Origin of the sequence: Roseinatronobacter sp. S2 (assembly GCF_029581395.1) — a bacterium.
GTDB lineage: Bacteria > Pseudomonadota > Alphaproteobacteria > Rhodobacterales > Rhodobacteraceae > Roseinatronobacter.
Genome location: NZ_CP121113.1, coordinates 1547863 through 1572685, shown reverse-complemented (window position 1 = coordinate 1572685; position 24823 = coordinate 1547863). Strand labels below are relative to the sequence as shown.

Sequence of the window (24823 nt, the reverse complement as noted above, 5' to 3'; positions counted from 1 at the left end):
CCTTACACGCGCTCGATGATCGTGGCAGCACCCATGCCGGATGCAACGCACAGCGTTGCAAGGCCGGTGCCTTTGCCCGTGCGTTCCAGTTCATCCAGCAGCGTGCCGATGATCATGGCCCCTGTTGCGCCCAATGGGTGGCCCATCGCAATCGCCCCCCCGTTGACGTTGACGCGGTCGCTGCCCACGTCAAATGCCTGCATGAAGCGCAGCACAACTGCGGCAAACGCCTCGTTCACCTCGAACAGGTCGATGTCAGAAATCTGCATGCCAGAATCGCGCAGGATTTTCTCGGTCACAGGCACAGGGCCCGTCAGCATGATAGTCGGGTCCGTGCCGATCTTGGCCGTGGCGCGAATGCGTGCGCGTGGCTTCAGCCCGTATTTTTCGCCGAACTCCTTGTTGCCGATCAAGACGCCCGCCGCCCCGTCAACAATGCCGGATGAATTGCCTGCATGGTGGATATGCTCAATCCGTTCCAGATGCGGGTATTTCATCAAGGCAATCTTGTCGAAGCCCGGCATCACCTCGCCCATATCCTTGAATGCGGGTTTCAGCGCGGACAGGCTGTCCATGTCCGTTGCGGGGCGCATATATTCATCGCGCTCCAGTATGGTCAGGCCGTTGATATCCGTGACCGGCACGACCGAACGGGAAAAACGCCCGTCCTGCCATGCTGTGGCTGCGCGTTTCTGGCTTTCAACGGCCAGTTCATCGGCCATCCGGCGGGTGAAGCCGTATTGCGTGGCGATGATATCAGCCGCAATGCCTTGTGGAACAAAATGCCGCTCCATCGCGACAGACGGGTCTACGGCCACCGCCGCCCCGTCCGACCCCATGGCAACGCGGCTCATCATCTCGACCCCGCCTGCGACATAGGCCATGCCCGCGCCACCGCGCACCTGATTTGCGGCAATATTCACCGCTTCCATGCCGGATGCACAAAAGCGGTTTATTGCCAGCCCCGGCACCTGTTCGTCGAAATCCGATGCAAGAACCGCGGTGCGCGCAAGGCACCCACCCTGTTCGCCCACCTGGGTGACATTCCCCCAGATCAGATCCTCGATCGCGCGGGTGTCCAGATCATTGCGGGATTTCAGATGGTTCAGAACCAAGGCAGAAAGACGCACGGCTGTCACTTCATGCAGGCTGCCATCGGCGCGCCCCTTGCCCCTTGGCGTGCGGATGGTGTCATAGATAAAAGCGTCGCTCATGTGGTCCTCCGTAGTCTGTTGTCGTCATTGTGTTTCTGTGCATTCAACCCGGAATAAAAGCCCCAGATCGGTGGCAGGTCATGCTTGATCCGACCCGCAAGACACCTGGGCTGCCTTGTTTTCTGAGTATTTTTTGCAAGATGAATACCTGCACCTCTCACCTTATGTTAACCTTGATAGGCCATCATCATAGATGCGGTACAGGCTGGAGAGCCGATGACCGCGCAAGGTGAAGCCGCCCCGTTCTGATGATGCCACAAGCGGAGGGACGGGGCGTATCAAACAAACTGCGCCTTCATCTTGCCTCAAAATACTCTCGCCGAAGGCGCCAGAAGTCATCGCTTGCGCGCCTCAAGTTCCGAATTGAACATCCGCAAACGGTGACCCAGATTTTCCGCATGGGTCACCGACTCGAAATTCTCGAACAGGAACGACAGCGCCTCGCCCTCTTCCAGACCGGCTTCTTGTGCGAAGCGGCGCAAACGGCGGTAGCCATCTTCGGTCATGGCCATGTTGAACCGGCGGGTCAGACGAAAACGTTTGGGCATGATACCTCCAGCATCGGAAATCAGGGCGCCATATGGCACGCGGCGCCCTTTGTGTCGGGCCTAGAACTGCTCGGGGCTAAGTGCCATCATGGCATCGGACCCGCTGCGAATGCGCGCCAGATGCAATGCTGTCGCAGGCAGATGGCGCGTCATGTAATAGCGCCCCGTTGTCAGTTTCGCGTTCAGAAATGCCTGATCCGTTGCGCCGCTGTCCAGTGCGGAAAGCGCGGCTTTTGCCATTTGCGCCCAAGCCAGACCAAGGCAGACATGCCCGAACATATGCATGAAATCATTGGACCCTGCCAAGGCATCATTGGGGTTTTTCATGCCGTTTTCCATGAAATACAGCGCCGCCGCCTGCAAATCCTTGGAGGCTGATTTCAGTGGGGTCACAAATTCCTCAAGCCGGGCATCCCCGTCGCATTCCTTGATGAAATCCTTGACCAGCGCAAAGAACGCCATCACATGTTTGCCGCCATCCTGTGCCAGTTTGCGGCCCACAAGGTCCAGCGCCTGAATGCCGTTCGCACCTTCATAGATCATCGCGATCCGCGCATCACGGGCGTATTGCGACACGCCCCATTCCTCGATATAGCCATGCCCGCCATAGACCTGCTGGGCCTGAATGCACATGTCAAAGCCCTTGTCGGTCAGAAAGCCCTTGATCACAGGCGTCAGCAACGAGATCAGACCATCGGCCTGCGCGTCATTCATGCGGTGGGCGCGGTCAATCTGGCTTGCCCCCCAGATGGTAAATGCGCGTGCCCCCTCAACGAAACTTTTCTGATCCATCAGCATGCGGCGCACATCGGGGTGCACGATCAGGGGATCGGCAGGGCCATCAGGGTTTTTGGTGCCTGTCACGTCGCGCCCTTGCAGCCGGTCAATCGCATAGGCCAGTGCATTCTGATAGGCGATTTCGGCCTGCGCGTAACCTTGCAGGCCCACACCCAGGCGCGCTTCGTTCATCATGGTGAACATGGCGCGCATCCCCTTGTGCAGATCGCCCACCAGATAGCCAGTCGCGCCGTCATAATTCATGACGCAGGTTGCATTGCCGTGAATGCCCATCTTCTCTTCGATCTTGCCCACGGAAACAGCGTTCGGCGCACCAAGGCTGCCATCATCCTTGATCATGACCTTGGGCACAATGAACAGGGAAATTCCTTTGGTTCCGTTCCCCCCGCCCGGCGCCTTGGCAAGCACCAGATGGATAATATTTTCCGCCATGTCATGATCACCGGCCGAGATGAATATCTTCTGGCCGGTAATCTTGTAGCTGCCGTCATCCTGCGGGTCGGCTTTGGTGCGGATCAAGCCCAGATCAGTGCCGCAATGCGGTTCTGTCAGGTTCATGGTGCCGGTCCAGTCAAGGCTGATCATCTTTGGCAGGAACAGCGCCTTTTGTGCATCCGACCCATGCGCGATAATCGCGGAAATGGCACCATGCGTCAGACCCTGATACATGTTGAACGCCATGTTCGCGCCCGAAAACAATTCGCCCACCGCAGTTTGCAGCACATAGGGCAGGTTCTGGCCGCCGTATTCTTCGGGCAGGTCCAGTCCGTTCCAGCCGCCGGCCTTGACCTGCTCGAACGCGGCCTTGAACCCTTCGGGCGTGCGCACCACGCCGTTTTCCAGCCGGCACCCCTGCTGGTCACCGATTGCATTCAGCGGTGCCATTGCACCTTCTGCCAGCTTGGCGGCTTCGTCCAGAATTGCAGACGTAAATTCCTGATCCAGATCGTTATATCCGGGAATTTCGGACGAACTGATCTTCAGGAAATCGTGCAGAACGAAGTTCAGATCCTTGGTAGGCGCGGCATAGCTGGGCATTCGGTTCTCTCCATAGTGTCTTCGGGGCTGCGGGCGTGGGGCGCAACTGCGCTGCAAATCACTCGGCGGCTTCGGGTTTGTCGGTCTGGCGCAGAACACTTTCGCCCCATGACAGCTCTTTTTTAAGGTCAATGATGGCTTCGGTCAGTTCGTCGCGCTGCCGCTCCATATCGGTCAAACGCTCCAGCGCGATTTCATAGGTTTTGCGCAACTGCTTCAGTTCGCTGTCATCGCGTTCATACATGTTCAGAAGCTGGCGGATATCTTCCAGACTGAACCCAAAACGCTTGCCGCGAAGGATCAGCTTCAGACGCGCCTGATCGCGGCGGGTAAACAGCCGGTGCTGGCCATCACGCCGAGGATACAACAACTCCTTCGATTCATAGAATCGAAGTGTGCGTGGTGTTACGCCGAACGCATCACACATCTGCCTGATTGTTTTGACATCTTGCGACATGCCATCCTCCTTTCGGACATTGCGCGACTCCCTAAGGCGCGCTGTCTTGTGGATGAACATATGCAAGTTGACGTGAAGGTAAAGTTAAACGCAACGTCAGAAAATCAGGTTACGTCACGTCTTGCCACGATCCAGAAGCCTGGCCGCATCTTCGCGCAGCTTTTGCAGGTCGCTGATTGTGCGTTGCAGATCTTCCGCCTGATCTTGCAGGGCGACAAGCTGGCGGTCAGCCATCTTCAGCCACGCAACCAACTGCGTTTCAGTCCCGGATTTTTCATATATTTCCAGCCATTGACGAATTTCCTCCAGGCTGAATCCGAAACGCCGTCCGCGCATGATAAGCGTCATTCGGGCCACTTCACGCGGGGTGTAGAACCGGTTGCGCCCCTCTTTTTCAGGGCATAGCAGTTCAATATATTCATAATACCGCAAGGTGCGCGGCGTCACATCGAACTTTGCACACATTTGCTTGAACCCTATTCTGGTGTCCGTCACTTTGCATGCCTCCCTGAAATACACCCCCATGCTACGCGCTGCATGACGCCGATGCAATTGCCCACGCCCCCCTTGCCATTTACGCAAGATCGGTCACAGATAGAAGTCCCACAAGCGTTCGAGGTTCCCATGTCGTCATCAGATCCGCAAAGTTTCATCTCGGCCCTGCCCTTTGCGCGCGCGCTGGGAATGCGGCTGGAAGCCATCGACGCGGGCGAGGCGCGAATTTCCATGGACTGGGATGCCCGCTTTGTGGGCGACCCTGCCACCGGCGTCATTCATGGCGGGGCGGTTTCGGCATTGATGGACACCTGCGGGGGGGCGGCAGTCATGTCCTATCCTGGTGCAACAACGACTGCGACCATTGATCTGCGCATCGACTATATGCGCGCCGCAACACCCGGACAGCGCATAACAGCGCGCGCCATCTGCTACCATGTCACGCGCAATGTGGCCTTTGTGCGCGCCACCGCCCATGACGAGGACGACCTCAACCCTGTCGCCACGGCCGCAGGCGCATTCACATTTGATCGCGCACAAAAGGTGCCGGAATGAAACACCCCGAACCCGTGCAACAGGTCAAATACCGGCGTGATACCGCACTGCAAACGCTTGTGGGGGCAATTCCCTATGCGCAATTCCTTGGCATTCAGTTTGAACGCCACGGCGATGAACTGACCGCAGTGCTGCCATTTAACGACAGCCTGATCGGCAATCCCATCCTGCCTGCGTTGCATGGCGGGGTGATTGCGTCCTTTCTGGAAGTGGCAGCCATTGTGGAGTTAAGCTGGGCGATGCTGTGGGAAGAACTGGAATCCGGCCGCCTAAGCGCGGAAAGCATGGCCGAGAATATGCCGCGCCTGCCAAAGACCATTGATTTTACCATAGATTACCTGCGCACGGGCCTGCCACGCGACGCCTATGCGCGCGCGCGCGTCAACCGTTCGGGGCGGCGCTATGCCAGCGTCCATGTCGAAGCATGGCAAGACAACCGCGCGCGTCTGTTCGCACAGGCGACCGGGCATTTCCTCATGCCGCAACCCCCACTGCCCCCGGCCGGCAGGGACTGACATGCAGCCATCTGTGACCGCGCCGCAGCCTGTGACAAACAGGCGCGTTCTGCGCATTGCGGTGCCCATTGTTCTGGCCAATATCTCAGTGCCGTTGCTGGGCGCGGTCGATACCGGCGTGGTGGGCCAGATGGGTGCTGCTGCACCCATTGGCGCGGTGGGGCTGGGGGCTGTCATTCTGGCGTCAATCTACTGGATTTTCGGCTTTCTGCGCATGGGCACAACCGGGTTGGTGGCACAAGCCAGCGGCGCGGGTGATCTGGCCGAAAGCGGCGCAGTGCTGACGCGCGGCGTTATGGTTGGGCTTGCCGCCGGTGTGGTGATGGTTATGGCGCAGGCGCTGATTATGGCGGCGGCCTTTCGCATTGCCCCCGCCAGCGAAGCGGTCGAGGCACTGGCGCGTGATTATCTGGCAATCCGCATCTGGGGCGCACCTGCAACAATCGCGCTTTATGCGGTCAATGGCTGGCTGATCGGCACCGAACGCACACGGTCCGTGTTGATTTTGCAATTATGGATGAACGGGCTGAATATCGCGCTGGATCTTTGGTTCGTTCTGGGGCTTGGCTGGGGCGTGCAGGGTGTGGCCATCGCCACCTTGATTGCGGAAGCCACATCGCTGGTGCTGGGCCTATACCTGTGTCGTGCGGCGTTTTCAGGCGCGCAATGGCGCGACTGGGCACGGGTATTCGACCGCGTGCGCCTGCAACGTATGTGGGCGGTGAATTCCGACATCATGGTGCGCACCATCGCATTGCAAGGTGCAATAACGGGGTTCATGTTCATGTCGGCGGGGTTCGGGGATGTGGAACTGGCCGCAAATCAGGTGTTGTGGCAGTTCTTGATGATCACGGCATTCGCACTGGACGGGTTTGCCTTTGCGGCAGAAGCTCTGGTTGGCAATGCGGTGGGGGCGCGTTCTGTGGTGGCCATGCGACAGGCAGCCCTGCGCGCCTGCGCATGGGCCATCGGCGCGGCGCTGGTTCTGGCGCTGGGGTTTGGGGTGCTGGGTCCGTTTGCGATTGACCTGATGGCCAAGGATGCAAGCGTTCAGGCAACCGCGCGCATATTCCTGCCCTATGTTGTTGCACTTTGCGTGCTGGGGGTGGGCGCCTATATGCTGGACGGTATTTTCATTGGCGCGACCGGCACGCGCGAAATGCGCAACAGCGTGGTGCTGGCTGTGGCAATCTATGCGGTCATAATCTGGTGGGCCGTGCCGGTCTGGGGCAATCACGCGCTTTGGGTCGCCTTGATGGTGCTGAATATTCTGCGCGGCGTGTTTCTGGCCGCGCTATACCCAAGGCTAGAGCGGCGTTTGAGCACAGATTGCTGAGTATTTATGGCAAGATGAATTTACAGCCATTTGTCCCGATCAGTGCCCACAGCATCTGCCACATGTGTGAAACCGTCGCGCTCCAGCAATTCGATCAGGCCGTGATTGATGCGCGACACCAGTGACAGACCGTCGTAAACAAGCGCCGAATACAATTGCACCGCCGATGCGCCCGCAGTGATTTTCGCATAGGCCTGCTGCGCCGAGGACACACCGCCCACACCTACCAACGGCAGTTTGCCATCCGTCAGCTGCGACAACTGCGCCAGAACGCGCGTGGATTTTTCAAACAATGGCGCGCCCGACAATCCGCCCGCTTCATGCGCATGCGCACTGCGCAGCCCGTCGCGCGACAAGGTGGTATTGGTGGCAATGATGCCATCAAGTCCGGCCGCAAGCGCCACTTGCACGATTTCGCCAAGTTCATCGCCTGACAGGTCCGGTGCGATCTTCAGAAAGACCGGAATCGGGCGGGGCAATTCTGCGCGCGCCGCCATGACGCCTGCCAGAAGGGCCGCCAATGCATCTGCGCCCTGCAAATCCCGCAGCCGTTCGGTATTGGGCGACGAGACATTGACTGTGGCGAAATCGATATGCGCGCCCGTCATGCGCAGCACTTCCGCAAAATCGCCCGCGCGGTCGCTGCTGTCCTTGTTCGCCCCTAGGTTCAGCCCCAGAACCATACCCGCAGGCCGCGCGCCCAGCCGCGCGGCGATGGCCTGCGCACCTTCATTGTTGAACCCGAACCGGTTGATGACCGCGCGGTCCTGCGTCAGCCGGAACAGGCGCGGGCGCGCATTGCCCTGTTGCGGGCGGGGTGTGGCGGCGCCCACCTCGACAAAGCCGAACCCTGCGCGCGACAGTCCTTTCAGCGCGGTGGCGTTTTTGTCAAACCCGGCGGCAAGCCCCACGGGGTTGGGCAAATCCAGCCCTGCAACCCGCGTTTGCAGCAGGGGCGACACCACGGGGCGCGGCATGGGAGTGAGCCCTGACTGCAATGCCCGTATCGCCAGACCATGCGCCACTTCAGGGTCGATCTGGCGCAACAGGGCCAGCCCCGCGCTTTCAAGGATGCTCATACCAGCCCTTTCGGGAAAATATGTCCGGCCGCACCAAGTGGCAGGGAAGTGTCCCAAAGCACATCCGTGCTGCGCAGTTTCCGGTACAGATGCGGAAACAGATCCCCCCCGCGTGAGGGTTCCCATTTCAGGTCTGCACCCAGTTCCTGTTCATTGACGGCAATCAACACCAGATCGCTTTCCTGCGCAAAATGCTTTGCCGCAGTTTCCATCACCTGAGCAGCGGTGGAGAAATGAATATAGCCATCCTTCAGGTCCACGGGCGCACCCGATGTGTGCCCCTGTGCAACCATGTCATCCCATTCGGGGCGGCGGAATATTTTGTAAATCAGCATGCAGTGGTCTTGCCCAATACGCGCGCCAAGGTCAATTCCTTACAATGGCCCGGGCAGCCGTTCTTCACTAAGCAACACATTGGCATCCACCGCACCGATCCCCGGCAGTGTCATGATGCGGCGGCGCAAGATGCGCTCAAAATCCGACAGGTCGCGCGCAACCACGCGCAGCCGGTAGTCATAAAGGCCAAGGACATGCTGGACCGTCTGCACTTCGGGGATGGCCGCGACCGCGCGTTCAAAATCCGCGAGGCTGACACGCCCCTTGGCGGCAAGGCTGATGCCCAGAAACACCGTCACCCCGAACCCCAGCGCCGTGACATCCAGATCCACGCGCTGGCGCGCAATCGCGCCTGCATCGCGCAACCGTTTCAGCCTGCGCCATGCGGCGGGCTGGCTAAGGCCCAGCGCGCGCCCCAGCGCACCTGCACTTTGGGTGCTGTCTTGGGCAAATGCGCGCAACAAGGCGCGGTCTGTATCATCAAGATCAATCATGGTGCCGCGCCGGATACATGCAAAGGGGTCTGCGGCCCCGTTCACCCCGAAGTATTTGTGGCAAGATGAAGATCATATCGGCAGGCTTTCTTCGGATTTGATGTCGGACAGATGCATCAGCGCCTCCAGGTCGGAAATATGCGGCAGGGTCAGAATGCGGTCGCGGTAGATTTGCTGGTAATGGGCCATATCACGCGCAATGACATTCAGGCGCACATCGACGCGGCCAAGAAAACTCTGGATTTCGAGAACCTCTGGCACATGGCGGGCGGCGGCTACAAATTCATCAAAGGCGCGCGGGTTGGTCTTGTCCAGCGTGATCCGCAAGCTGACTTCGACCTGCCAGCCAAGGGCGCGCCAGTTGATCACGCCCTGTTGCCCGCGCAAAATGCCCGCGTTGCGCAGCTTGTCCAGCCTGCGCCAACAGGTTGCTTCAGTCATCCCCGCGCGCGCGGCAAGCTCCGCAGTGCTGGCATCGGGGGCGGCCATAAGGTGGCGCAGCAAGCGGCGGTCACTGTCATCTATGCGCATGATTATTACACTATATCTTTTTTAACGAATGATAATTACCATATTTTATAAATATACGCGAGATATGAAACGCATTTTCCAAATAAACCACTATCCTCCGCCCCAGACACATACCTAATGGAGGAAGTATCATGCGCGTCTATTATGATCGCGATTGCGATGTTAACCTGATCAAGGATAAAAAAGTCGCCATTCTGGGCTATGGCAGCCAGGGCCATGCCCATGCGCTGAACCTGCGCGATTCGGGCGCTAAGAACATTGTTGTGGCCCTGCGCGAAGGCTCAAGCAGCGCCAAGAAATGCGAAGCCGAAGGCCTGAAGGTCATGGGCATTGCCGAAGCGGCCGCCTGGTGTGACGTGATCATGTTCACCATGCCCGATGAGTTGCAGGCGGAAACCTACAAGAAATATGTGCATGACAACCTGCGCGACGGCGCGGCGATTGCCTTTGCGCATGGCTTGAACGTGCATTTCGGCCTGATCGAGACGAAGCCCGGCATTGACGTGATCATGATGGCCCCCAAAGGCCCCGGCCACACGGTGCGCGGCGAATACACCAAAGGCGGCGGTGTGCCCTGTCTGGTAGCGGTGCATCAGGACGCGACCGGCAAGGCCATGGAAATCGGCCTGTCTTATTGTTCAGCCATTGGTGGCGGGCGTTCGGGCATTATTGAAACCAATTTCCGTCAGGAATGCGAAACCGACCTGTTCGGGGAACAAGCGGTTCTGTGTGGCGGTCTGGTTGAACTGATCCGCATGGGTTTTGAAACCCTGGTCGAAGCGGGCTATGAGCCGGAAATGGCGTATTTCGAATGCCTGCATGAAGTGAAGCTGATTGTGGACCTGATCTATGAAGGTGGCATCGCCAACATGAACTATTCGATCAGCAACACCGCCGAATATGGCGAATATGTCAGCGGCCCGCGCATTCTGCCCTATGACGAAACCAAGGCGCGGATGAAGGCAGTTCTGACCGACATTCAGCAGGGCAAATTCGTGCGTGACTTCATGGCGGAAAATGCTGTTGGCCAGCCCTTCTTCAAGGCGACGCGCCGCATCAATGACGAGCATCAGATCGAACAGGTCGGCGCGAAACTGCGCGCGATGATGCCATGGATCGGTGCGTCAAAAATGGTCGACAAAGACCGCAACTAAACACCACATCACTGCCCCTGCCCTTTTTGGGTGGGGGCAGAGTGTGCAGCTGCGCGTTGTGGCATGCGCCGTTCAACTGCGAGCGTCGTTATACATGTCAAACAGCGCTTGGGCACCCGGCATGTCATCGGGGCGTTGCAATGACCGCGTCGCCAGTTCTTGTTCAATAATATGGAAATAATCTACGCGCTGTAGGGCCTGCGACCATTGCTGCGCTTCCAGATGCGACATGAACTGGTTATGCCGCAATTGAACAGACGCAAGAAGCTGCGCATCTGTCTGGTCGGCATAGGTTGTGGTCCATTGCTCCAACTGAGCATCCGAGAGGCGCTGAATACTGTAGCGTGGCCCATCTTCTTCGGGGTCTGGATACAGGACAAACCGCAAACTGCCTTGAATAGAGTTGGCAAGATCTGTGCTGCCTTGGCCGATCTGGACCACAGAAAACGCGCCCAGCCCGATCACGGCCGCAGACAGGACGACCCAGTCCACAGTGACAGCCCCGGATTCGGAATCCCAAAGAACGCGCACACATTCCTGTTTGCTGCAAATTCGCATTCTATTCCATTCCTTGACTGCGCCGGACCCGATGCATAACGCCCTGACAAAACGTGATTTCTAGGGCTGAATTCGGACAATTTTGCGACTTGGTTCTGATTTCGGCATGGAAGCCATCCCTGACATCGTGGCTGGACATCGCGGCAACACCATCGCACTACTGCACATGTTCAAGACCTCGCACAACCCAAGGGCCGCTTCCATGCCAACCACCCCGACCTTGTCAAACTGGATATCGCTGATCACGCTGGGCCTGATCTGGGGTGCATCCTTTTTGGGAATTGCAATCGCGCTGGAAGGGTTTGCGCCGCTTTGGGTGGCTGCGGGCCGTATTGTGATCGGCGCACTGACACTGACAGGCGTTGCGCTTGTTCTGGGCGTCAGGCTGCCGTCACGGCCGGAGGTTTGGGGGTTTGCGGCCGCGATGGGGGTGTTTTCAAGCGCGCTGCCGTTCTTTTTGCTAAGCTGGTCACAACAGCATGTCACATCGGGCTTCGCCGGTATCAGCATGGCGGCCATCCCGTTATTCGTGCTGGGGTTTGCACATTTTCTGGTTCCCGGTGAACGGCTAAGCAACGCGAAAGCGGGCGGGTTCATGCTGGGCCTGTTGGGGGTTGGTGTTTTGATCGGCCCCGGTGTTCTGGCCGTGTCGGGGTCCGAGTTGGAAGCGCTGGCGCGGCTGGGCTGCCTTGCGGCCGCATTAAGCTATGCGGTCGGGTCAATTGTGACGCGCCGCTGCCCCGATGTGCACCCGATGGCGTTTGGCGTGCTGGCACTTTGGGTGGCAAGTGCCATCATGCTGCCCGCAGCGCTGTGGCAAGAAGGCATTCCAGCCTTGCCCGAACCGCGCCCAATGCTGGCATTGCTTTTCCTGGGGCTGTTGCCCACCGGCTTGGCGACCTTGCTGAAAATCAGCATCATCCGCAGCGCGGGGCCAAGTTTTCTGGCGCAAGTGAATTACCATGTGCCGGTATGGTCGGTGTTGTTGGGCGTCATGATCCTGTCAGAGGAACTTTCGCCACGCATTCTGCTGGCGATGGGGATAATCATTTCAGGATTGATGGTCAGCCGCAGCAGGGGCGCAGCGCGCAAGCCTGCGACGTGACGGGCGGATTGCGCGTGCCTTGGGCCGCCTGATCACGCGGTTTCGCACATCACGAAAGCGCGCAGCACCTTTGTGCAAGACGCATCACCGGCGGAAAAACGCGTCCCGAAACCCCATTCCGCGAACGACCTGCATTGCATGATGGGCCTGATCGGCTTGCGCAAACGGGCCGACTGTCACCACATTCAAACCCTGCGCCACATGAATACCCGCAGGCAGGCCCTGCGCCTGCAACCGCGCGCGCAGGCGCGTGGCGTTGTCCGGCACCCTGAAACTGCCAACCTGCACATGACTGCCATGCTGGCGTGCAACCACTGGCGCAGATGCGGGCATCACGGTGTTTGACGGCAGGGCGATCGGGCCATGATGGCCTGCATTCGGCCCCAAACCTTGCGGGAAATGATCGGGATGGCCCACGCACAGCACCATCAGGCGCGCATCACTGGTGCGCACAACCTGACCGAAGGGTGCATTCAACGGGCAATCAAGGTGGCGGCCGGACGCATCGGCCTGACGCGGACCAGTGCGGCGCGGTGCGGCGCGGCGGGGGCTTGCAGTGGCGCGAACAGGTTCTTTCCCGCCCATAACAGGTGCAGGGCGGACAAGGGAACCTGACGGTTGCGGTATTGTCTGAACAGACGGGCTTCGCACTTCTGCGCGAATACTGGGCGTGCCATCACAAACCGGCTGGCGGTCCGCGCCGAAACGCGGCACCCATGTGACAGCCCCCCCGAATGTGGAACGCAAAAACACACAACCGCGGCTGTCGACAAATTCGCGCGCATCATAGCCTGCGGGCGGCAGTTCGGCAGGCCCAGGTCCATTTGTCTGGGCACCCGCACCCGAAATCAGGGCAATGGAAAAAACAGTCGTAATTGCAAATAATCTGACAGACATGAAACCCCCGCTTCAACCCTTGAAGCATGCCCCTTAACTGATTTGAAAGTAAACCCGATTCGGGCCGTGGCGTGGCTTATGATGTGCCAAATATCCGGTCACCCGCATCCCCTAGTCCCGGAACGATATATCCGTGCTCGTTCAGGCATTCATCCAGCGCGGCGGTGACAATGCGCACATCGGGGTGCGCGCGCGCCATACATTCCACACCTTCGGGGGCGGCCAGCAGGCATTGAAACACAATATCCGTGGCCCCTGCGGCCTTGATCAGGTCAATCGCTGCCGCCGCAGAATGGCCCGTTGCCAGCATGGGATCGACAACAATGACACGCCTGCCTGCAAGTTCAGGGGGCAGTTTGCAGTAATATTGCACCGGACGCAGCGTCGCCTCGTCCCGATACAGGCCAATATAGCCTACACGCGCGGTCGGCAGCACTTCCAGCATGCCGTCCAGCAGCCCGTTGCCCGCCCGCAGGATGGACACCAGAACCGGATCGGGGCAATCCAGCACGGGGGCCTGCATTTCAGTCACGGGGGTGGTGATGGTTTGCAGGCGCAGCGGCAGGTCGCGCGTCACTTCATAGGCCAGAAACTGGCTGATTTCGCGCAGCAGGCTGCGAAAATCACGGCTGGACAGTGATTTCTCGCGCATCATCGACAGTTTATGCACGACCAGCGGATGTTCAATAATGGTCAGGTCGGGGTGGGACATGCTTCCTCCAGTCGATTTTGTAGAAGTGCGCGCGCAGGCGCATCAAGAAAAGCCGCATCAAGCGCAATGCGCGCGATGTCGGCAAAGTCATCCCTGCCCCAGCCAAAGCACTGTGCAAGCGCGCCATATTCCTGCGTCATGCTGGTGCCGAAGAACGGCGGGTCATCGGTGGACACCGTGACCTTTACGCCCGCATCACGCAACCTGGCAACCGGATGATCGGGAAATTTCGCATAAAGACCCAGCGCGATATTGGACGCGGGGCAGATTTCCAGCACCACACCCGTTTCGGCCAGTGTTTCCAGCACTGCGGGATCTTCAATCGCGCGCACGCCGTGGCCAATGCGCGACACCCGCAAATCCTGCAAGGTGGCGCGAATGGCATCCGGTCCCGCCCATTCACCCGCATGCGCAGTCAGGCCCAGCCCCGCTTCGCGCGCGGCATCAAAGGACCAGATGAAATCCTTGGGCTGAAACTGCGCCTCATCGCCTGCCATCCCAAAACCTGTGACGAACTGGCCCGCTGTTTCCTGCGCACAGATGGCAATCCTGCGCGCCTGTTCGGGGCCGTTATGGCGTATGCAGGTCACAATGGCGCGCATGACAATACCGGATTGCGCCTGCGCAGTCTGTGCCGCGGCGTCAATCGCGGCCAGATGGTCGCGCCATGCACTTAAATCCCCGCCACCACAGAAATCCGGCGACACGAAACATTCGGTGTAGATGACACCATGACTGGCGGAATTTTCCAGCACAGCCAATGTCAGGTCGTGAAAATCCTGCGGGGTTTTCAAGGCCGTGCAGACCGCGTCATAGACGGACAGAAAGCCGCGAAAATCCTGCCAGCGATAGCGCCCCTGTTCGTCAAACAAACCTGAAAGGTCAACATGGTTGCGCTTGGCACGGTCGCGGATGAAGGCAGGCGGTGCCGCCCCTTCCAGATGCAGATGCAGTTCCAGCTTTGGAAGGGCGGCAAGCGTGTGACGGTCCATCATGGCAAAAAACTCCGTCCCGGGCCATGGGCGGGCACACCCAGATGTGCAGCAATGCTGGCGGCGACATCAGCAAAGGCACAATGCCCGATCTGGTGCGCACCATAGCCCGCCACCAGCACCGGAACGCGTTCGCGCGTATGGTCAGTGCCCGGTGCAGTCGGGTCATTCCCGTGATCGGCGGTGATCACCAGCATATCGCCCGCGCGCATTTGCGCCAATGCTTGCCCTGCCACCTTGTCGAAGCGTTCCAGCGCACGCGCGTAACCCGAAACGTCACGCGTATGGCCATACAGCGTATCAAATTCAACAAAGTTGCAAAACGTTAAAGAACCAGCGTCTGCATTGCCCATCAATCGAAAAAAATGCTCGAAAAGTGCACTATCACCGTCTCCCTTATGTTGCTGCGAGATACCCTGTCCCGAAAAGATATCACCGATCTTACCCACAGCATGAACCTGCCCGCCTGCGCCCTGAACCCAGTCGCATAATGTTGGTGCCGGGGGGCGCATGGCGAAATCGCGCCTGTTGCCGGTGCGCACAAACCCTGCATCCTGCGTTCCCACAAACGGTCGCGCAATCACGCGCCCGACGCGCATGGCGTGCAACGCAGGGGCCAGATCGGCACAAAGCCTGTGCAAGCGGTCCAACCCGAAACCCGTTTCATGCGCCGCAATCTGCACCACGGAATCGGCAGATGTATAGCAGATGGGCCAGCCCGTGCGCAGATGCGCGGCCCCCAGTTCCTGCACGATTGGTATTCCCGCCGCGTGGCAATTGCCCAGTATCCCGTCCGTGCCCGCAAGTGCGCAAATCTGCGCCACCAGTTCTGGCGGAAAGGCGGGGTCGCGTCGCGGAAAATACGTCCAGGCCCACGGCACCGGCACGCCTGCCAGTTCCCAATGACCTGACGGTGTGTCCTTGCCCAGCGATACCTCTGTCGCGGCGCCCCACATCCCGTGTGGCGTGGCGGTCAGCCCCGGCGTGGCCATTCCCGACGCCAGCCGCACCGCCGCCCCCAGCCCCAGCCCGTCCATAACCGGCACCTGAAGCGGGCCGCTGCGCCCGTCCTCTGCCCGCCCGTTGGCGCAAGCCGCGATTACATGTCCAAGTGTGTTGGCCCCTTGGTCCCCGAAATCGGCGGCATCAGGTGCCCCGCCGCACCCGACGGAATCCAGCACAACAAGGAATGCGCGCGCCATCAGCCTTTGTCCATATGGCGCGGCCCGAAGGCACCGGGCAGCAATTCGGCCAATGTCATTGTCAGTTCCTGCCCCGACAGGGTTACCATGGTGACCTGCGTGTCCGCGCTGGCAAATTCAGCGATCTTCTGGCGGCAGCCACCACAGGGGGGCACCGGCGTGGGGCTGTCGGCCACCACCACGATTTCCGCAATTTCGCGCGCGCCACCGGCCACCATGGCGGCTATGGCACCGGCTTCGGCACATAACCCTTCGGGATAGGCTGCATTTTCCACATTGCAGCCGCCAAAAACCCGACCGTCCGTGCTGCGCAACGCCGCGCCCACCTGAAAACCGGAATAGGGCGCATAGGCCATCTCGCGCAATCTGCGTGCTTCCAGCAAAAGCGTCATATGCCCCCCGTTGATCCAGATTGATACCTAGGCGCGATTTTGCGTCGGGGCGCGGCGCATTGCAAGCGGGCGTTACCCCATCGCGCGCGCACCGCTGCCGGAACCCGAGGGAAAGCAGAACTTGCCCTTGCGGCAATTTGGTTTAATACTAAACAAAATTAAACTCGGGGGACCAACATGACCGACCTGCCATCGGATGACAGCCGTCATCCTGCCCTGATCTATCATGAATATCCGCGCCCCGGTAAGTTGGAAGTGCGTCCGACCAAACCGCTGGCCAACGGGTATGACCTGTCGCGCGCCTACTCCCCCGGCGTGGCCGAAGCCTGTCTGGAAATCAAGGCAAACCCCGAAGATGCGGCCCGCTACACCGCGCGCGGCAATCTGGTGGCGGTGGTCACCAACGGCACGGCTGTGCTGGGCCTTGGCAATATCGGGGCGCTGGCATCCAAGCCGGTGATGGAGGGCAAGGCGGTTCTGTTCAAGAAATTCGCCAATATTGACTGTTTCGATATTGAACTGAATGAGCCAGACCCCGAACGGCTGGCAGACATTGTCTGCGCACTGGAACCCACGTTTGGCGCGATCAATCTGGAAGATATCAAGGCACCGGATTGCTTCATCGTGGAACGGATCTGCCGTGAACGCATGGGAATTCCGGTGTTCCATGACGACCAGCACGGCACGGCCATCGTTGTGGGGGCGGCGGCCACCAATGCGCTGCGCGTTGCAGGCAAGGCGTTCGAGGATATCAAGATTGTCAGCACGGGGGGCGGCGCGGCCGGAATTGCCTGCCTGAACATGCTGGTAAAACTGGGGGTGCGGCGCGAAAATATCTGGTTGTGCGACATTCACGGGCTGGTCCATGAAGGCCGCGAGCAGGATATGAACCCGCAAAAATCGGCCTTTGCACAAGCCACCGACAAGCGCACCCTTGATGATGTGATTGACGGCGCGGATCTGTTTCTGGGCCTGTCCGGTCCGGGCGCACTGACCGCAGCACATGTTGCGCGCATGGGCAGGCGCCCGATCATCTTCGCACTGGCCAACCCGACACCGGAAATCCTGCCCGATCAGGTGCGCGAAGTGGCCCCCGATGCGATTATTGCGACTGGCCGGTCGGATTTTCCCAATCAGGTCAATAACGTGTTGTGCTTTCCGTTCATTTTCCGCGGTGCGCTGGATGTGGGCGCAACCGAAATCAACGATGCCATGCAGATCGGCTGTGTCGAAGGGATTGCCGCCCTTGCACGCGCCACCACCAGTGCCGAAGCCGCCGCCGCCTATAAGGGCGAACAGTTAAGCTTCGGGCCGGACTATTTGATTCCGAAACCGTTTGATCCGCGCCTGATGGGCGTTGTGGCCAGCGCGGTGGCCAAGGCTGCCATGGACTCGGGCGTGGCAAAACGCCCGCTGGACGACCTGACCGCCTATAAGGCCAAACTTGATGCGTCTGTCTTCCGGTCGGCCATGATCATGCGACCGGTGTTTGAAGCCGCGCGCGCTGCGTCACGGCGCATCGTCTTTGCCGAAGGAGAGGATGAGCGCGTGTTGCGCGCCGCTTCCGCCATGCTGGAAGAAACCACCGAAGTGCCCATCCTGATCGGGCGGCCAGAGGTGGTGAACATGCGGCTGGAACGCGCGGGCCTGTCCATCCAGCCGGGGCGCGATTTCGAACTGGTCAACCCACAAGATGACCCGCGCTACCGCGATTACTGGCAAAGCTATCACGCGCTGATGGAACGCAGCGGGGTCACCCCCGATCTGGCGCGCGCCATTTTGCGCACCAACACCACAGCCATCGGCGCAATCATGGTGCACAGGGGCGATGCCGACAGTCTGATCTGCGGGACATTCGGGCAGTTCCTGTGGCATTTGAACTATGTCACGCGGATTCTGGGCAGCAAAGACCGCCACCCCGTGGGCGCGCTAAGTCTGATGATCCAGCAAGAAGGGAACCTGTTTATTGCCGACACGCAGGTTCACCCGAACCCGACACCCCAGCAGATTGCCGAAACCGCCATCGGTGCCGCCCGCCATGTGCGCCGCTTCGGGCTGGACCCCAAGATTGCGCTTTGCTCGCACAGCCAGTTCGGCAATCTCGACACACCGTCGGGGCGCAACATGCGCGCAGCCCTTGAAATACTGGACGCGGCCGGTCTGGATTTCGACTATGAGGGCGAAATGCATGTCGATGCGGCGCTGGACCCCGCGCTACGCGCACGCATGTTCCCCAATGCGCGGTTTTCAGAACCCGCCAATGTGCTGATATTCGCCAATACGGATGCGGCCAGCGGGGTGCGCAACATTCTGAAGATGCGCGGCGATGCACTGGAAGTCGGGCCAATCCTTATGGGCATGGGAAACACCGCGCATATTGTCACCCCGTCCATCACCCCGCGCGGGTTGTTGAACATGTCGGCGCTGGCCGGAACGCCGGTATCCATTTACGGCTAAGGTCGCAATATCGGCCGGGCTTTGCAAACCTGCCTTCCCACCCCCGCAAAAGGGTGGGGTTTTCGTGAATTTGCAAAAATTTGCAAAGCAATTGTGCAAATTTTTGCGCCGCAACCGCCATGTTCCCGTTAACAGGATTGCGCGCGCGCGCTGCTGTCGTCTATCTGATGATCAATGCTCAGGTTCATGGGAGGGACAGTCATGCGTTATGCCGATTTGCACCAATGGTCGATTTCAGACCCCAACGGGTTCTGGATGGAACAAGCGCAAAAAATCGACTGGGTGCGCCCCCCGTCCAAGGCATTGTTCGACGACAACGCCCCCTTGTATGAATGGTTCAAGGATGGGCTGGTCAATACCTGCTGGAATGCGCTGGACCGCCATGTTGATGCAGGGCGCGGCGATCAGGTGGCCGTTATCCATGACAGCCCCGTCACCCATTCAAAACGCGAACTGACATATCGTGAAATGCGTGACCGCGTGGCCTCTCTCGCGGGGGCGCTGCGCGCCAAAGGTGTGCAAAAGGGCGACCGCGTTATCATCTACATGCCCATGATCCCCGAAGCCCTGGAGGCAATGCTGGCCTGCGCACGGCTGGGGGCGATTCACTCTGTTGTTTTCGGCGGATTTGCCGCAAATGAACTGGCCGTGCGGATTAATGATGCGCAACCCAAATGCATTATCGCCGCATCCTGCGGGCTGGAACCGGGGCGCGTTATTCATTACAAACCGCTGCTGGATGGCGCGATTGAACTGGCATCACACACGCCTGACTTCTGCGTCATCTTTCAGCGCGAACAGGAAGTTGCCAAGCTGACAGATGGCCGGGATTATGACTGGCATGCGTTTCAATACGGTGTTGCATCGGCTGAATGCCTGCCGGTCGAGGGGGACCATCCCGCCTATGTGCTGTATACGTCCGGCACGACAGGCCAGCCCAAGGGGGTGGTGCGCCCGACTGCGGGCCATCTGGTGGCGCTGCAATGGACGATGAAAAACATCTATGATGTGGACCCCGGCGATGTGTTCTGGGCAGCAAGCGATGTGGGCTGGGTCGTGGGGCACAGCTATATCTGCTATGCGCCGCTGATCGCGGGCAACACCACCATCGTATTCGAAGGCAAACCCATCGGCACCCCCGATGCAGGCACCTTCTGGCGGGTAATTTCCGAGCATAAGGTCAAAATCTTCTTCACCGCGCCCACAGCCTTCCGCGCCGTCAAACGCGAAGATCCCAAAGGCGAATTTGTGCGCAAATATGACCTGTCCTGCCTGAAAACTGTCTATCTGGCAGGCGAGCGTGCCGACCCTGACACCATTGAATGGGCCCAAGACCAGTTGAAGGTGCCTGTCATTGACCATTGGTGGCAAACCGAATCCGGTTGGCCGATTGCGGCAAACCCGATGGGGATCGAACCCCTGCCGGTCAAACTGGGATCGCCTGCAGTCGCGATGCCCAGCTATGACATTCATGTGCTTGATGAAGGTGGCAATCCGGTCGGCGCGAACACATTGGGCGCCATCGCCATCAAGCTGCCCCTGCCCCCCGGCACGCTGCCCACATTGTGGAACGCCGAAGACCGCTTTCGCAAAAGCTATCTGGACCAGTTTCCCGGCTATTACGCAACAGGGGATGCGGGATATGTGGATGCGGATGGCTACGTCTATATCATGGCGCGCACAGATGACGTGATCAACGTTGCCGGACACCGCCTGTCAACCGGCGGCATGGAAGAAGTGCTTGCCAGCCACCCTGATGTCGCAGAATGCGCCGTCATCGGCATAGCAGATGACCTGAAAGGCCAGCTGCCATTGGGTTTCCTGTGCCTGAATTCCGGCACAACACGCGACAATGCAGCGATTGCGCAGGAATGTGTGAAACTGGTGCGCGACAGGATTGGCCCCGTCGCCGCATTCAAACTGGCGGTGGTGGTCGACCGCCTGCCCAAGACGCGGTCGGGCAAGATATTGCGCGCGACAATGGCCAGCATCGCAGACGGCAAGGCTTACAAGATGCCCGCCACGATTGACGACCCCGCCATACTGCCAGAGATTGCAAAAGCGCTTCAGGGGTTGGGCTACCCGAAAGGCTGAAACAACGCCATGCGCGGGCAAGCCACCGCGCATGGCACGGCCTTGTGATTTCGTCACTTATGCAAGTGAAGCGCCGGAGCCAGCGCTGTATTCTTGACAATTTATATCAAGACTTCGCGGACTTCTGATTTTCTGGCGCTAGATTGAAACACAGGCAGGTCATATTTTTCTAAATTCAATCAATCCTGCCGGGTTTCCAGAAGACTGCTCTCCGTAAGGTTGCAATCTGATGGGTATACTGTAACAATCGGATGCGCTAAAATAGTCGTAGGGGACGCTACGTGGGAATTTGGGCAAAATTATGACATCTTTTGGGCAGCAATATGACATCCGACGCGCTCGACCGTAAGATATTTCTCGCCCTTCTGGAAACAGGTGGTAGCGATGTGGCGGCTGCCCTGGCAGAACAACTTACACAGGATTTTGCGCGGCTGCACAGCGATCTGCAAGCGCATCTGTCTGTTTCGAATTCCGGCACAGACCTGAATTTTCAGGCAATTTACATGATTGCACACGAAATGAAGGGCCTTGCACTTACGATCGGGGCGGTCGCTTTGCCGGAACTATCTTTGCGCGCGGAAAAAATGGCGCAAAATAAGGACGGTGCGGCCCTTGCCGCCGCATTGCCCGAAGTGATCGATGAATGTGATCGTGTTCGAACCGCCTTGGCGCAATTTATTGAGAATATGTAAATGAATGTAAACATGAGTAGCCAGTCAACCATATCTTCGCTTCTGCTTGTTGAAGACACGCCGTCGCTGCAAATGCTTTACCGGACCATCCTGCGTAAAGCGGGGTACAATGCCATCTGTGCCTCTAACGGGCAGGAGGCATTGTCAAAATTCGCCGAATCCCGGCCGGGCGTGGTGTTGCTTGACCTTATGTTACCGGATTCAGATGGCATGGTCGTCATGCGCGAAATGCTGGCACTGCAACCAAGCACACGCATTATCGTCATAACTGCAAACGGGTCGGTCAATGCCGCAGTCGAAGCAACGCGTGCGGGCGCACATGACTTTCTGGTCAAGCCATTGGGCGACATCCGCCTGATAAGCGCAGTGGCCAACGCCCATGCCGAAAGTCAACGGGATTTGCCCGCTGATATTTCCAGCAACGAGCAGACGACAGACGCCATAGATTCTTCATTCCTTGGCCAGTCCGAGGTGATGCACCAGCTACACAAAAAAATCAGCGCGGTTGCCAAATCCATGGCGCCGGTTTTTGTGTTGGGCGAAAGTGGCACCGGCAAGGAACTTTGCGCGCGCGCCGTGCACCTGAAATCGGCGCGGTCCAAGAACCGTTTTGTCACCTTTAATTGTAGCGCAATCCCGCGAGAGATGCAGGAATACGAACTGTTCGGGCAGGCCCAGCGCAGCAATGCGCCATCATCCGGCATAAGGGCCGGTGCCTTGATCAAGGCAGATGCTGGCAGTCTGTTTCTGGAAAACATTCACGACATGGCACCTGCTGTGCAGGCAAGGCTTTTGCATTTTCTGCAAAACGGGACTGCGGCACCAACAGGGGGCGGTGATCAGGTCAGGATTGATGTGCGCATCATCTGTGCGGCCACTCGTGACCCGGCAGAAGAAATGCGCAGCGGCAAGCTGCGCGAAGATCTGTATTACAGATTGTTTGTTATCCCCATGCATGTCCCCCCCCTGCGCGACCGGGGCGAGGATGTGAATATTCTGGCGCGTCATCTTCTGGTCCAGATCGCGCAGGAAGAAGGCAAAACCTTTACCGGACTGTCCGGCGAGACTACTGCAATCTTCCGCAAGGCCCCGTGGCGGGGAAACCTGCGCGAACTGGTGAATGTGCTGCGCCTTGCTGTGGTGCTGCATGATGGCCCGATCGTGACCCCGCAGATGCTGCCGCCGGAACTTCTGAGTTATGCCGACGCGGACTCAGCAGTCACGCAAACGGGTCTGCCATCCGGTGCGACACCCGCCGATGTTCTAAGCGGCATGACCATGGCCGAGATCGAGGAGTTGGTGATCACCTCTGCGATCCGGCGCAATGCGGGGTCCGTGCCCAAGGCCGCGCGCGAACTGGACATTGCCCCTTCGACCATCTATCGCAAACGCGAATCCTGGGCATCGTGACATCATCAGCCCCTGCGCCGAAGGGATAAAATGCCATCTATCTTGATTACGGGCTGTTCATCAGGAATAGGCCATAACGCAGCGCATGCCCTGTCACAGCGGGGCTGGCAGGTCTTTGCCACCTGCCGCAAACCACAAGACTGCGACAGGTTGCGCGCCGAAGGACTGGACAGCTTCGTGCTGGATTACACGGACACTGCAACGATTCATGAGGCTGTGGCCCAAGCGCTTGAACGCACGGGCGGAACACTGGATGCGGTGTTTAACAACGGCGCTTTCGCGATACCCGGTGCGACCGAAGATCTGCCTACGGACGCGCTGCGCAGCATCTTTGAAACAAACCTGTTTGGCTGGCACGAACTGACGCGCGCAGTCCTGCCCGTCATGCGCGCGCAGGGGCATGGGCGCATTGTGCAGAATTCATCCGTTCTGGGGCTGGCGGGGCTGAAATGGCGCGGCGCCTATGTCGCCACGAAATTTGCGCTTGAAGGGCTGTCTGATGTGCTGCGTCTGGAACTGACGGGCACCGGAATTCATGTTGTGCTTATTGAACCGGGGCCGGTGACATCGCGCATACGCCAGAATTCCATCCCGCATTTTGAACGCTGGATCGACTGGGAAAACAGTCCCCGCGCGCAGCAGTATCGCGACGCACTTCTGGCGCGCCTTTATGACAAATCGGAACCCGATTTCTTTGAACTGCCCCCCGATGCGGTGACCCGCCGCCTGATTGCTGCCGTTGAAAGCCGCCGCCCGCGTCCGCGCTATTATGTCACCACGCCAACCTATGTGTTGGGCGGGCTGCGCCGTGTTCTGCCGACGCGGCTGCTGGATTACGTTCTGGGCAAAATGTAGCAACGGTTGGTTTTCCCCTCGCAATTGGCGCGGGGACGATTAAGTTGCAGCCAAATCGATAAGGAGTTCCCGACATGCTGCTGCAAGACCCGATGTTCCTGATCGCGGCATTCGCGTCGCTGGTGGTTCTGGTGGTGCTGCTGATCGGAATCGGCGGGTTTGCCAAAGGCGGCGAATTCAACCGCAAGCACGGCAACAGGATGATGCGCTACAGGTTGTATGCACAATTCGTGGCCGTGGTTCTGATTGTCGCTTTTGCCTATTTCCGTTCGAAAGGAGCCTGATCCATGGTTGTGCTGAACAAGATATACACCCGCACCGGCGATTCCGGCGAAACCGCGCTGGGAAATGGTGCGCGCGTGGCCAAGCATTCGCAACGTGTGACCGCCTATGGCACTGTAGACGAGTTGAACGCAACGCTGGGTCTGGCACGGCTGCATGCCAGCGGCGATCTGGTGGACGCCTTGTCACGCATTCAGAACGATCTGTTTGATCTGGGCGCGGACCTGTGCCGCCCCGATATGGAACGCGACAAGGACGCCGAATACACCCCGCTGCGCATGATCCCGTCGCAGGTGGACCGGCTGGAACGCGAGATAGACGCGATGAACGCAGATCTGACGCCGTTGCGCAGTTTCATTCTGCCCGGGGGATCGGCATTGGCGGCACATTTCCACCTGTGCCGTACAGTGGCACGGCGCGCAGAACGCGAAACCGTTGCCCTGTCGACGATCGAAGGGGTCAACGAATCGGCAGTGAAATACCTGAACCGTTTGTCGGACTGGTTGTTCGTTGCCGGGCGCATTGCCAATAACAACGGCGCGGATGACATCCTTTGGGTTCCGGGCGCAAACCGTTAGCGCAGACATATGCTGTAACGCGGCGTCGGGATTTGCCATCATGTCGT

Annotated in this window: 27 protein-coding genes; 12 read left to right on the top strand and 15 right to left on the bottom strand. The window is 59.0% G+C overall.

Annotated elements, in window-relative coordinates; translation table 11 throughout:
• Nucleotides 1–2: 2 nt before the first annotated feature.
• The 5 genes from P8S53_RS07455 to P8S53_RS07435 form a co-directional block, all read right to left on the bottom strand.
• Entirely contained in the window at nucleotides 3–1214 is a 1212-nt protein-coding gene (locus tag P8S53_RS07455) for an acetyl-CoA C-acetyltransferase (RefSeq protein WP_277806511.1), read from the bottom strand.
• Between the two features lie 335 nt (nucleotides 1215–1549).
• Nucleotides 1550–1762 (bottom strand): hypothetical protein, encoded by a 213-nt coding sequence (locus P8S53_RS07450; protein WP_274350255.1) that lies wholly within the window; start codon nucleotides 1760–1762, stop codon nucleotides 1550–1552.
• 60 nt (nucleotides 1763–1822) lie between these two features.
• Nucleotides 1823–3598: an acyl-CoA dehydrogenase C-terminal domain-containing protein gene (locus P8S53_RS07445; protein ID WP_277806510.1), complete on the bottom strand. Its 1776-nt coding sequence runs from the start codon at nucleotides 3596–3598 to the stop codon at nucleotides 1823–1825.
• Between the two features lie 58 nt (nucleotides 3599–3656).
• Nucleotides 3657–4055 (bottom strand): MerR family DNA-binding transcriptional regulator, encoded by a 399-nt coding sequence (locus tag P8S53_RS07440; protein WP_277806509.1) that lies wholly within the window; start codon nucleotides 4053–4055, stop codon nucleotides 3657–3659.
• 114 nt (nucleotides 4056–4169) lie between these two features.
• On the bottom strand, nucleotides 4170–4550 hold the full coding sequence (locus P8S53_RS07435) for a MerR family DNA-binding transcriptional regulator (RefSeq protein WP_306417837.1): 381 nt from the start codon (nucleotides 4548–4550) through the stop codon (nucleotides 4170–4172).
• Nucleotides 4551–4679: 129 nt separating this feature from the next.
• Between P8S53_RS07435 and P8S53_RS07430 the strand changes: the two genes are divergently transcribed.
• Genes P8S53_RS07430 through P8S53_RS07420 form a run of 3 tightly spaced genes read left to right on the top strand, consistent with a single transcriptional unit; the run spans nucleotide 4680 to nucleotide 6956 of the window.
• Complete coding sequence (locus tag P8S53_RS07430) at nucleotides 4680–5105, top strand: PaaI family thioesterase (RefSeq protein WP_277806507.1); 426 nt, start codon at nucleotides 4680–4682, stop codon at nucleotides 5103–5105.
• Nucleotides 5102–5620, top strand: a complete 519-nt coding sequence (locus P8S53_RS07425; protein WP_277806506.1) for a PaaI family thioesterase — start codon at nucleotides 5102–5104, stop codon at nucleotides 5618–5620. The genes P8S53_RS07430 and P8S53_RS07425 overlap by 4 nt, the downstream gene beginning before the upstream one ends.
• A gap of 1 nt (nucleotide 5621) precedes the next feature.
• Nucleotides 5622–6956 carry an MATE family efflux transporter gene (locus P8S53_RS07420; RefSeq protein ID WP_277806505.1) on the top strand — a complete coding sequence of 445 codons (1335 nt, stop codon included), beginning with the start codon at nucleotides 5622–5624 and terminating at the stop codon, nucleotides 6954–6956.
• Between the two features lie 20 nt (nucleotides 6957–6976).
• On the opposite strand, the gene P8S53_RS07415 is transcribed toward P8S53_RS07420, so the two are convergent.
• The 4 genes from P8S53_RS07415 to P8S53_RS07400 all read right to left on the bottom strand — a co-directional run bounded on the left by P8S53_RS07415 (nucleotide 6977) and on the right by P8S53_RS07400 (nucleotide 9396).
• Nucleotides 6977–8035, bottom strand: a complete 1059-nt coding sequence (locus tag P8S53_RS07415; RefSeq protein WP_277806504.1) for a quinone-dependent dihydroorotate dehydrogenase — start codon at nucleotides 8033–8035, stop codon at nucleotides 6977–6979.
• On the bottom strand, nucleotides 8032–8370 hold the full coding sequence (locus P8S53_RS07410) for a DUF952 domain-containing protein (RefSeq protein ID WP_277806503.1): 339 nt from the start codon (nucleotides 8368–8370) through the stop codon (nucleotides 8032–8034). Before P8S53_RS07410 ends, P8S53_RS07415 begins: the two co-directional genes overlap by 4 nt.
• Nucleotides 8371–8409: 39 nt before the next feature.
• A complete protein-coding gene (locus P8S53_RS07405) occupies nucleotides 8410–8865 on the bottom strand; it encodes an Lrp/AsnC family transcriptional regulator (protein ID WP_277806502.1) in 456 nt (151 codons plus the stop codon).
• Nucleotides 8866–8937: 72 nt separating this feature from the next.
• The gene (locus tag P8S53_RS07400; protein WP_277806501.1) at nucleotides 8938–9396 is read right to left on the bottom strand and encodes an Lrp/AsnC family transcriptional regulator; all 459 of its coding nucleotides are present in this window, start codon (nucleotides 9394–9396) and stop codon (nucleotides 8938–8940) included.
• 131 nt (nucleotides 9397–9527) lie between these two features.
• Between P8S53_RS07400 and ilvC the strand changes: the two genes are divergently transcribed.
• Nucleotides 9528–10550 (top strand): ketol-acid reductoisomerase, encoded by a 1023-nt coding sequence (ilvC, locus tag P8S53_RS07395; protein ID WP_277806500.1) that lies wholly within the window; start codon nucleotides 9528–9530, stop codon nucleotides 10548–10550.
• A 72-nt stretch (nucleotides 10551–10622) separates the two neighbouring features.
• Here ilvC and P8S53_RS07390 read toward each other — a convergent pair whose 3' ends face one another.
• Complete coding sequence (locus P8S53_RS07390; RefSeq protein WP_277806499.1) at nucleotides 10623–11081, bottom strand: hypothetical protein; 459 nt, start codon at nucleotides 11079–11081, stop codon at nucleotides 10623–10625.
• A 229-nt stretch (nucleotides 11082–11310) separates the two neighbouring features.
• Here P8S53_RS07390 and P8S53_RS07385 point away from each other — a divergent pair, with 229 nt between their 5' ends.
• A complete protein-coding gene (locus P8S53_RS07385; protein WP_277806498.1) occupies nucleotides 11311–12213 on the top strand; it encodes a DMT family transporter in 903 nt (300 codons plus the stop codon).
• An 84-nt stretch (nucleotides 12214–12297) separates the two neighbouring features.
• Here the strand turns inward: P8S53_RS07385 and P8S53_RS07380 are convergent, their stop codons facing one another.
• From P8S53_RS07380 to P8S53_RS07360, 5 genes are all read right to left on the bottom strand, one after another.
• On the bottom strand, nucleotides 12298–13110 hold the full coding sequence (locus tag P8S53_RS07380; RefSeq protein WP_277806497.1) for an SPOR domain-containing protein: 813 nt from the start codon (nucleotides 13108–13110) through the stop codon (nucleotides 12298–12300).
• Nucleotides 13111–13186: 76 nt separating this feature from the next.
• Nucleotides 13187–13822 (bottom strand): uracil phosphoribosyltransferase, encoded by a 636-nt coding sequence (gene upp / locus P8S53_RS07375; protein WP_277806496.1) that lies wholly within the window; start codon nucleotides 13820–13822, stop codon nucleotides 13187–13189.
• Nucleotides 13804–14817, bottom strand: coding sequence for an adenosine deaminase (locus P8S53_RS07370; RefSeq protein WP_277806495.1), 1014 nt, complete (start codon nucleotides 14815–14817; stop codon nucleotides 13804–13806). Before P8S53_RS07370 ends, upp begins: the two co-directional genes overlap by 19 nt.
• Nucleotides 14814–16016, bottom strand: coding sequence for a phosphopentomutase (locus P8S53_RS07365; RefSeq protein ID WP_277806494.1), 1203 nt, complete (start codon nucleotides 16014–16016; stop codon nucleotides 14814–14816). Before P8S53_RS07365 ends, P8S53_RS07370 begins: the two co-directional genes overlap by 4 nt.
• Nucleotides 16016–16408: a cytidine deaminase gene (locus P8S53_RS07360; RefSeq protein WP_277806493.1), complete on the bottom strand. Its 393-nt coding sequence runs from the start codon at nucleotides 16406–16408 to the stop codon at nucleotides 16016–16018. The genes P8S53_RS07365 and P8S53_RS07360 overlap by 1 nt, the downstream gene beginning before the upstream one ends.
• A gap of 177 nt (nucleotides 16409–16585) precedes the next feature.
• On the opposite strand from P8S53_RS07360, the gene P8S53_RS21305 reads away from it, so the two are divergent.
• The 7 genes from P8S53_RS21305 (at nucleotide 16586) to P8S53_RS07320 (ending at nucleotide 24776) form a co-directional block, all read left to right on the top strand.
• Nucleotides 16586–18865, top strand: a complete 2280-nt coding sequence (locus tag P8S53_RS21305; protein WP_306417836.1) for an NADP-dependent malic enzyme — start codon at nucleotides 16586–16588, stop codon at nucleotides 18863–18865.
• Nucleotides 18866–19066: 201 nt separating this feature from the next.
• The gene (locus P8S53_RS07345) at nucleotides 19067–20959 is read left to right on the top strand and encodes a propionyl-CoA synthetase (protein WP_277806492.1); all 1893 of its coding nucleotides are present in this window, start codon (nucleotides 19067–19069) and stop codon (nucleotides 20957–20959) included.
• Between the two features lie 323 nt (nucleotides 20960–21282).
• Entirely contained in the window at nucleotides 21283–21651 is a 369-nt protein-coding gene (locus P8S53_RS07340; RefSeq protein WP_277806491.1) for an Hpt domain-containing protein, read from the top strand.
• A 12-nt stretch (nucleotides 21652–21663) separates the two neighbouring features.
• Nucleotides 21664–23061 (top strand): sigma-54 dependent transcriptional regulator, encoded by a 1398-nt coding sequence (locus P8S53_RS07335; protein WP_277806490.1) that lies wholly within the window; start codon nucleotides 21664–21666, stop codon nucleotides 23059–23061.
• 30 nt (nucleotides 23062–23091) lie between these two features.
• Nucleotides 23092–23916, top strand: a complete 825-nt coding sequence (locus P8S53_RS07330; RefSeq protein WP_277806489.1) for an SDR family NAD(P)-dependent oxidoreductase — start codon at nucleotides 23092–23094, stop codon at nucleotides 23914–23916.
• Nucleotides 23917–23993: 77 nt separating this feature from the next.
• Nucleotides 23994–24200, top strand: coding sequence for a twin transmembrane helix small protein (locus P8S53_RS07325; protein ID WP_306417892.1), 207 nt, complete (start codon nucleotides 23994–23996; stop codon nucleotides 24198–24200).
• 3 nt (nucleotides 24201–24203) lie between these two features.
• Complete coding sequence (locus P8S53_RS07320; RefSeq protein ID WP_277806487.1) at nucleotides 24204–24776, top strand: cob(I)yrinic acid a,c-diamide adenosyltransferase; 573 nt, start codon at nucleotides 24204–24206, stop codon at nucleotides 24774–24776.
• Nucleotides 24777–24823 lie beyond the last annotated feature (47 nt).

Coding starts and splice junctions, on each gene's coding strand:
- P8S53_RS07455 (WP_277806511.1), bottom strand. CDS start 1,214: ATGAGCGACGCTTTTATCTATGACACCATCCGCACGCCAAGGGGCAAG.
- P8S53_RS07450 (WP_274350255.1), bottom strand. CDS start 1,762: ATGCCCAAACGTTTTCGTCTGACCCGCCGGTTCAACATGGCCATGACC.
- P8S53_RS07445 (WP_277806510.1), bottom strand. CDS start 3,598: ATGCCCAGCTATGCCGCGCCTACCAAGGATCTGAACTTCGTTCTGCAC.
- P8S53_RS07440 (WP_277806509.1), bottom strand. CDS start 4,055: ATGTCGCAAGATGTCAAAACAATCAGGCAGATGTGTGATGCGTTCGGC.
- P8S53_RS07430 (WP_277806507.1), top strand. CDS start 4,680: ATGTCGTCATCAGATCCGCAAAGTTTCATCTCGGCCCTGCCCTTTGCG.
- P8S53_RS07425 (WP_277806506.1), top strand. CDS start 5,102: ATGAAACACCCCGAACCCGTGCAACAGGTCAAATACCGGCGTGATACC.
- P8S53_RS07420 (WP_277806505.1), top strand. CDS start 5,622: ATGCAGCCATCTGTGACCGCGCCGCAGCCTGTGACAAACAGGCGCGTT.
- P8S53_RS07415 (WP_277806504.1), bottom strand. CDS start 8,035: ATGAGCATCCTTGAAAGCGCGGGGCTGGCCCTGTTGCGCCAGATCGAC.
- P8S53_RS07410 (WP_277806503.1), bottom strand. CDS start 8,370: ATGCTGATTTACAAAATATTCCGCCGCCCCGAATGGGATGACATGGTT.
- P8S53_RS07405 (WP_277806502.1), bottom strand. CDS start 8,865: ATGATTGATCTTGATGATACAGACCGCGCCTTGTTGCGCGCATTTGCC.
- P8S53_RS07400 (WP_277806501.1), bottom strand. CDS start 9,396: ATGCGCATAGATGACAGTGACCGCCGCTTGCTGCGCCACCTTATGGCC.
- ilvC (WP_277806500.1), top strand. CDS start 9,528: ATGCGCGTCTATTATGATCGCGATTGCGATGTTAACCTGATCAAGGAT.
- P8S53_RS07385 (WP_277806498.1), top strand. CDS start 11,311: ATGCCAACCACCCCGACCTTGTCAAACTGGATATCGCTGATCACGCTG.
- P8S53_RS07380 (WP_277806497.1), bottom strand. CDS start 13,110: ATGTCTGTCAGATTATTTGCAATTACGACTGTTTTTTCCATTGCCCTG.
- upp (WP_277806496.1), bottom strand. CDS start 13,822: ATGTCCCACCCCGACCTGACCATTATTGAACATCCGCTGGTCGTGCAT.
- P8S53_RS07370 (WP_277806495.1), bottom strand. CDS start 14,817: ATGATGGACCGTCACACGCTTGCCGCCCTTCCAAAGCTGGAACTGCAT.
- P8S53_RS07365 (WP_277806494.1), bottom strand. CDS start 16,016: ATGGCGCGCGCATTCCTTGTTGTGCTGGATTCCGTCGGGTGCGGCGGG.
- P8S53_RS07360 (WP_277806493.1), bottom strand. CDS start 16,408: ATGACGCTTTTGCTGGAAGCACGCAGATTGCGCGAGATGGCCTATGCG.
- P8S53_RS21305 (WP_306417836.1), top strand. CDS start 16,586: ATGACCGACCTGCCATCGGATGACAGCCGTCATCCTGCCCTGATCTAT.
- P8S53_RS07345 (WP_277806492.1), top strand. CDS start 19,067: ATGCGTTATGCCGATTTGCACCAATGGTCGATTTCAGACCCCAACGGG.
- P8S53_RS07340 (WP_277806491.1), top strand. CDS start 21,283: ATGACATCCGACGCGCTCGACCGTAAGATATTTCTCGCCCTTCTGGAA.
- P8S53_RS07335 (WP_277806490.1), top strand. CDS start 21,664: ATGAGTAGCCAGTCAACCATATCTTCGCTTCTGCTTGTTGAAGACACG.
- P8S53_RS07330 (WP_277806489.1), top strand. CDS start 23,092: ATGCCATCTATCTTGATTACGGGCTGTTCATCAGGAATAGGCCATAAC.
- P8S53_RS07320 (WP_277806487.1), top strand. CDS start 24,204: ATGGTTGTGCTGAACAAGATATACACCCGCACCGGCGATTCCGGCGAA.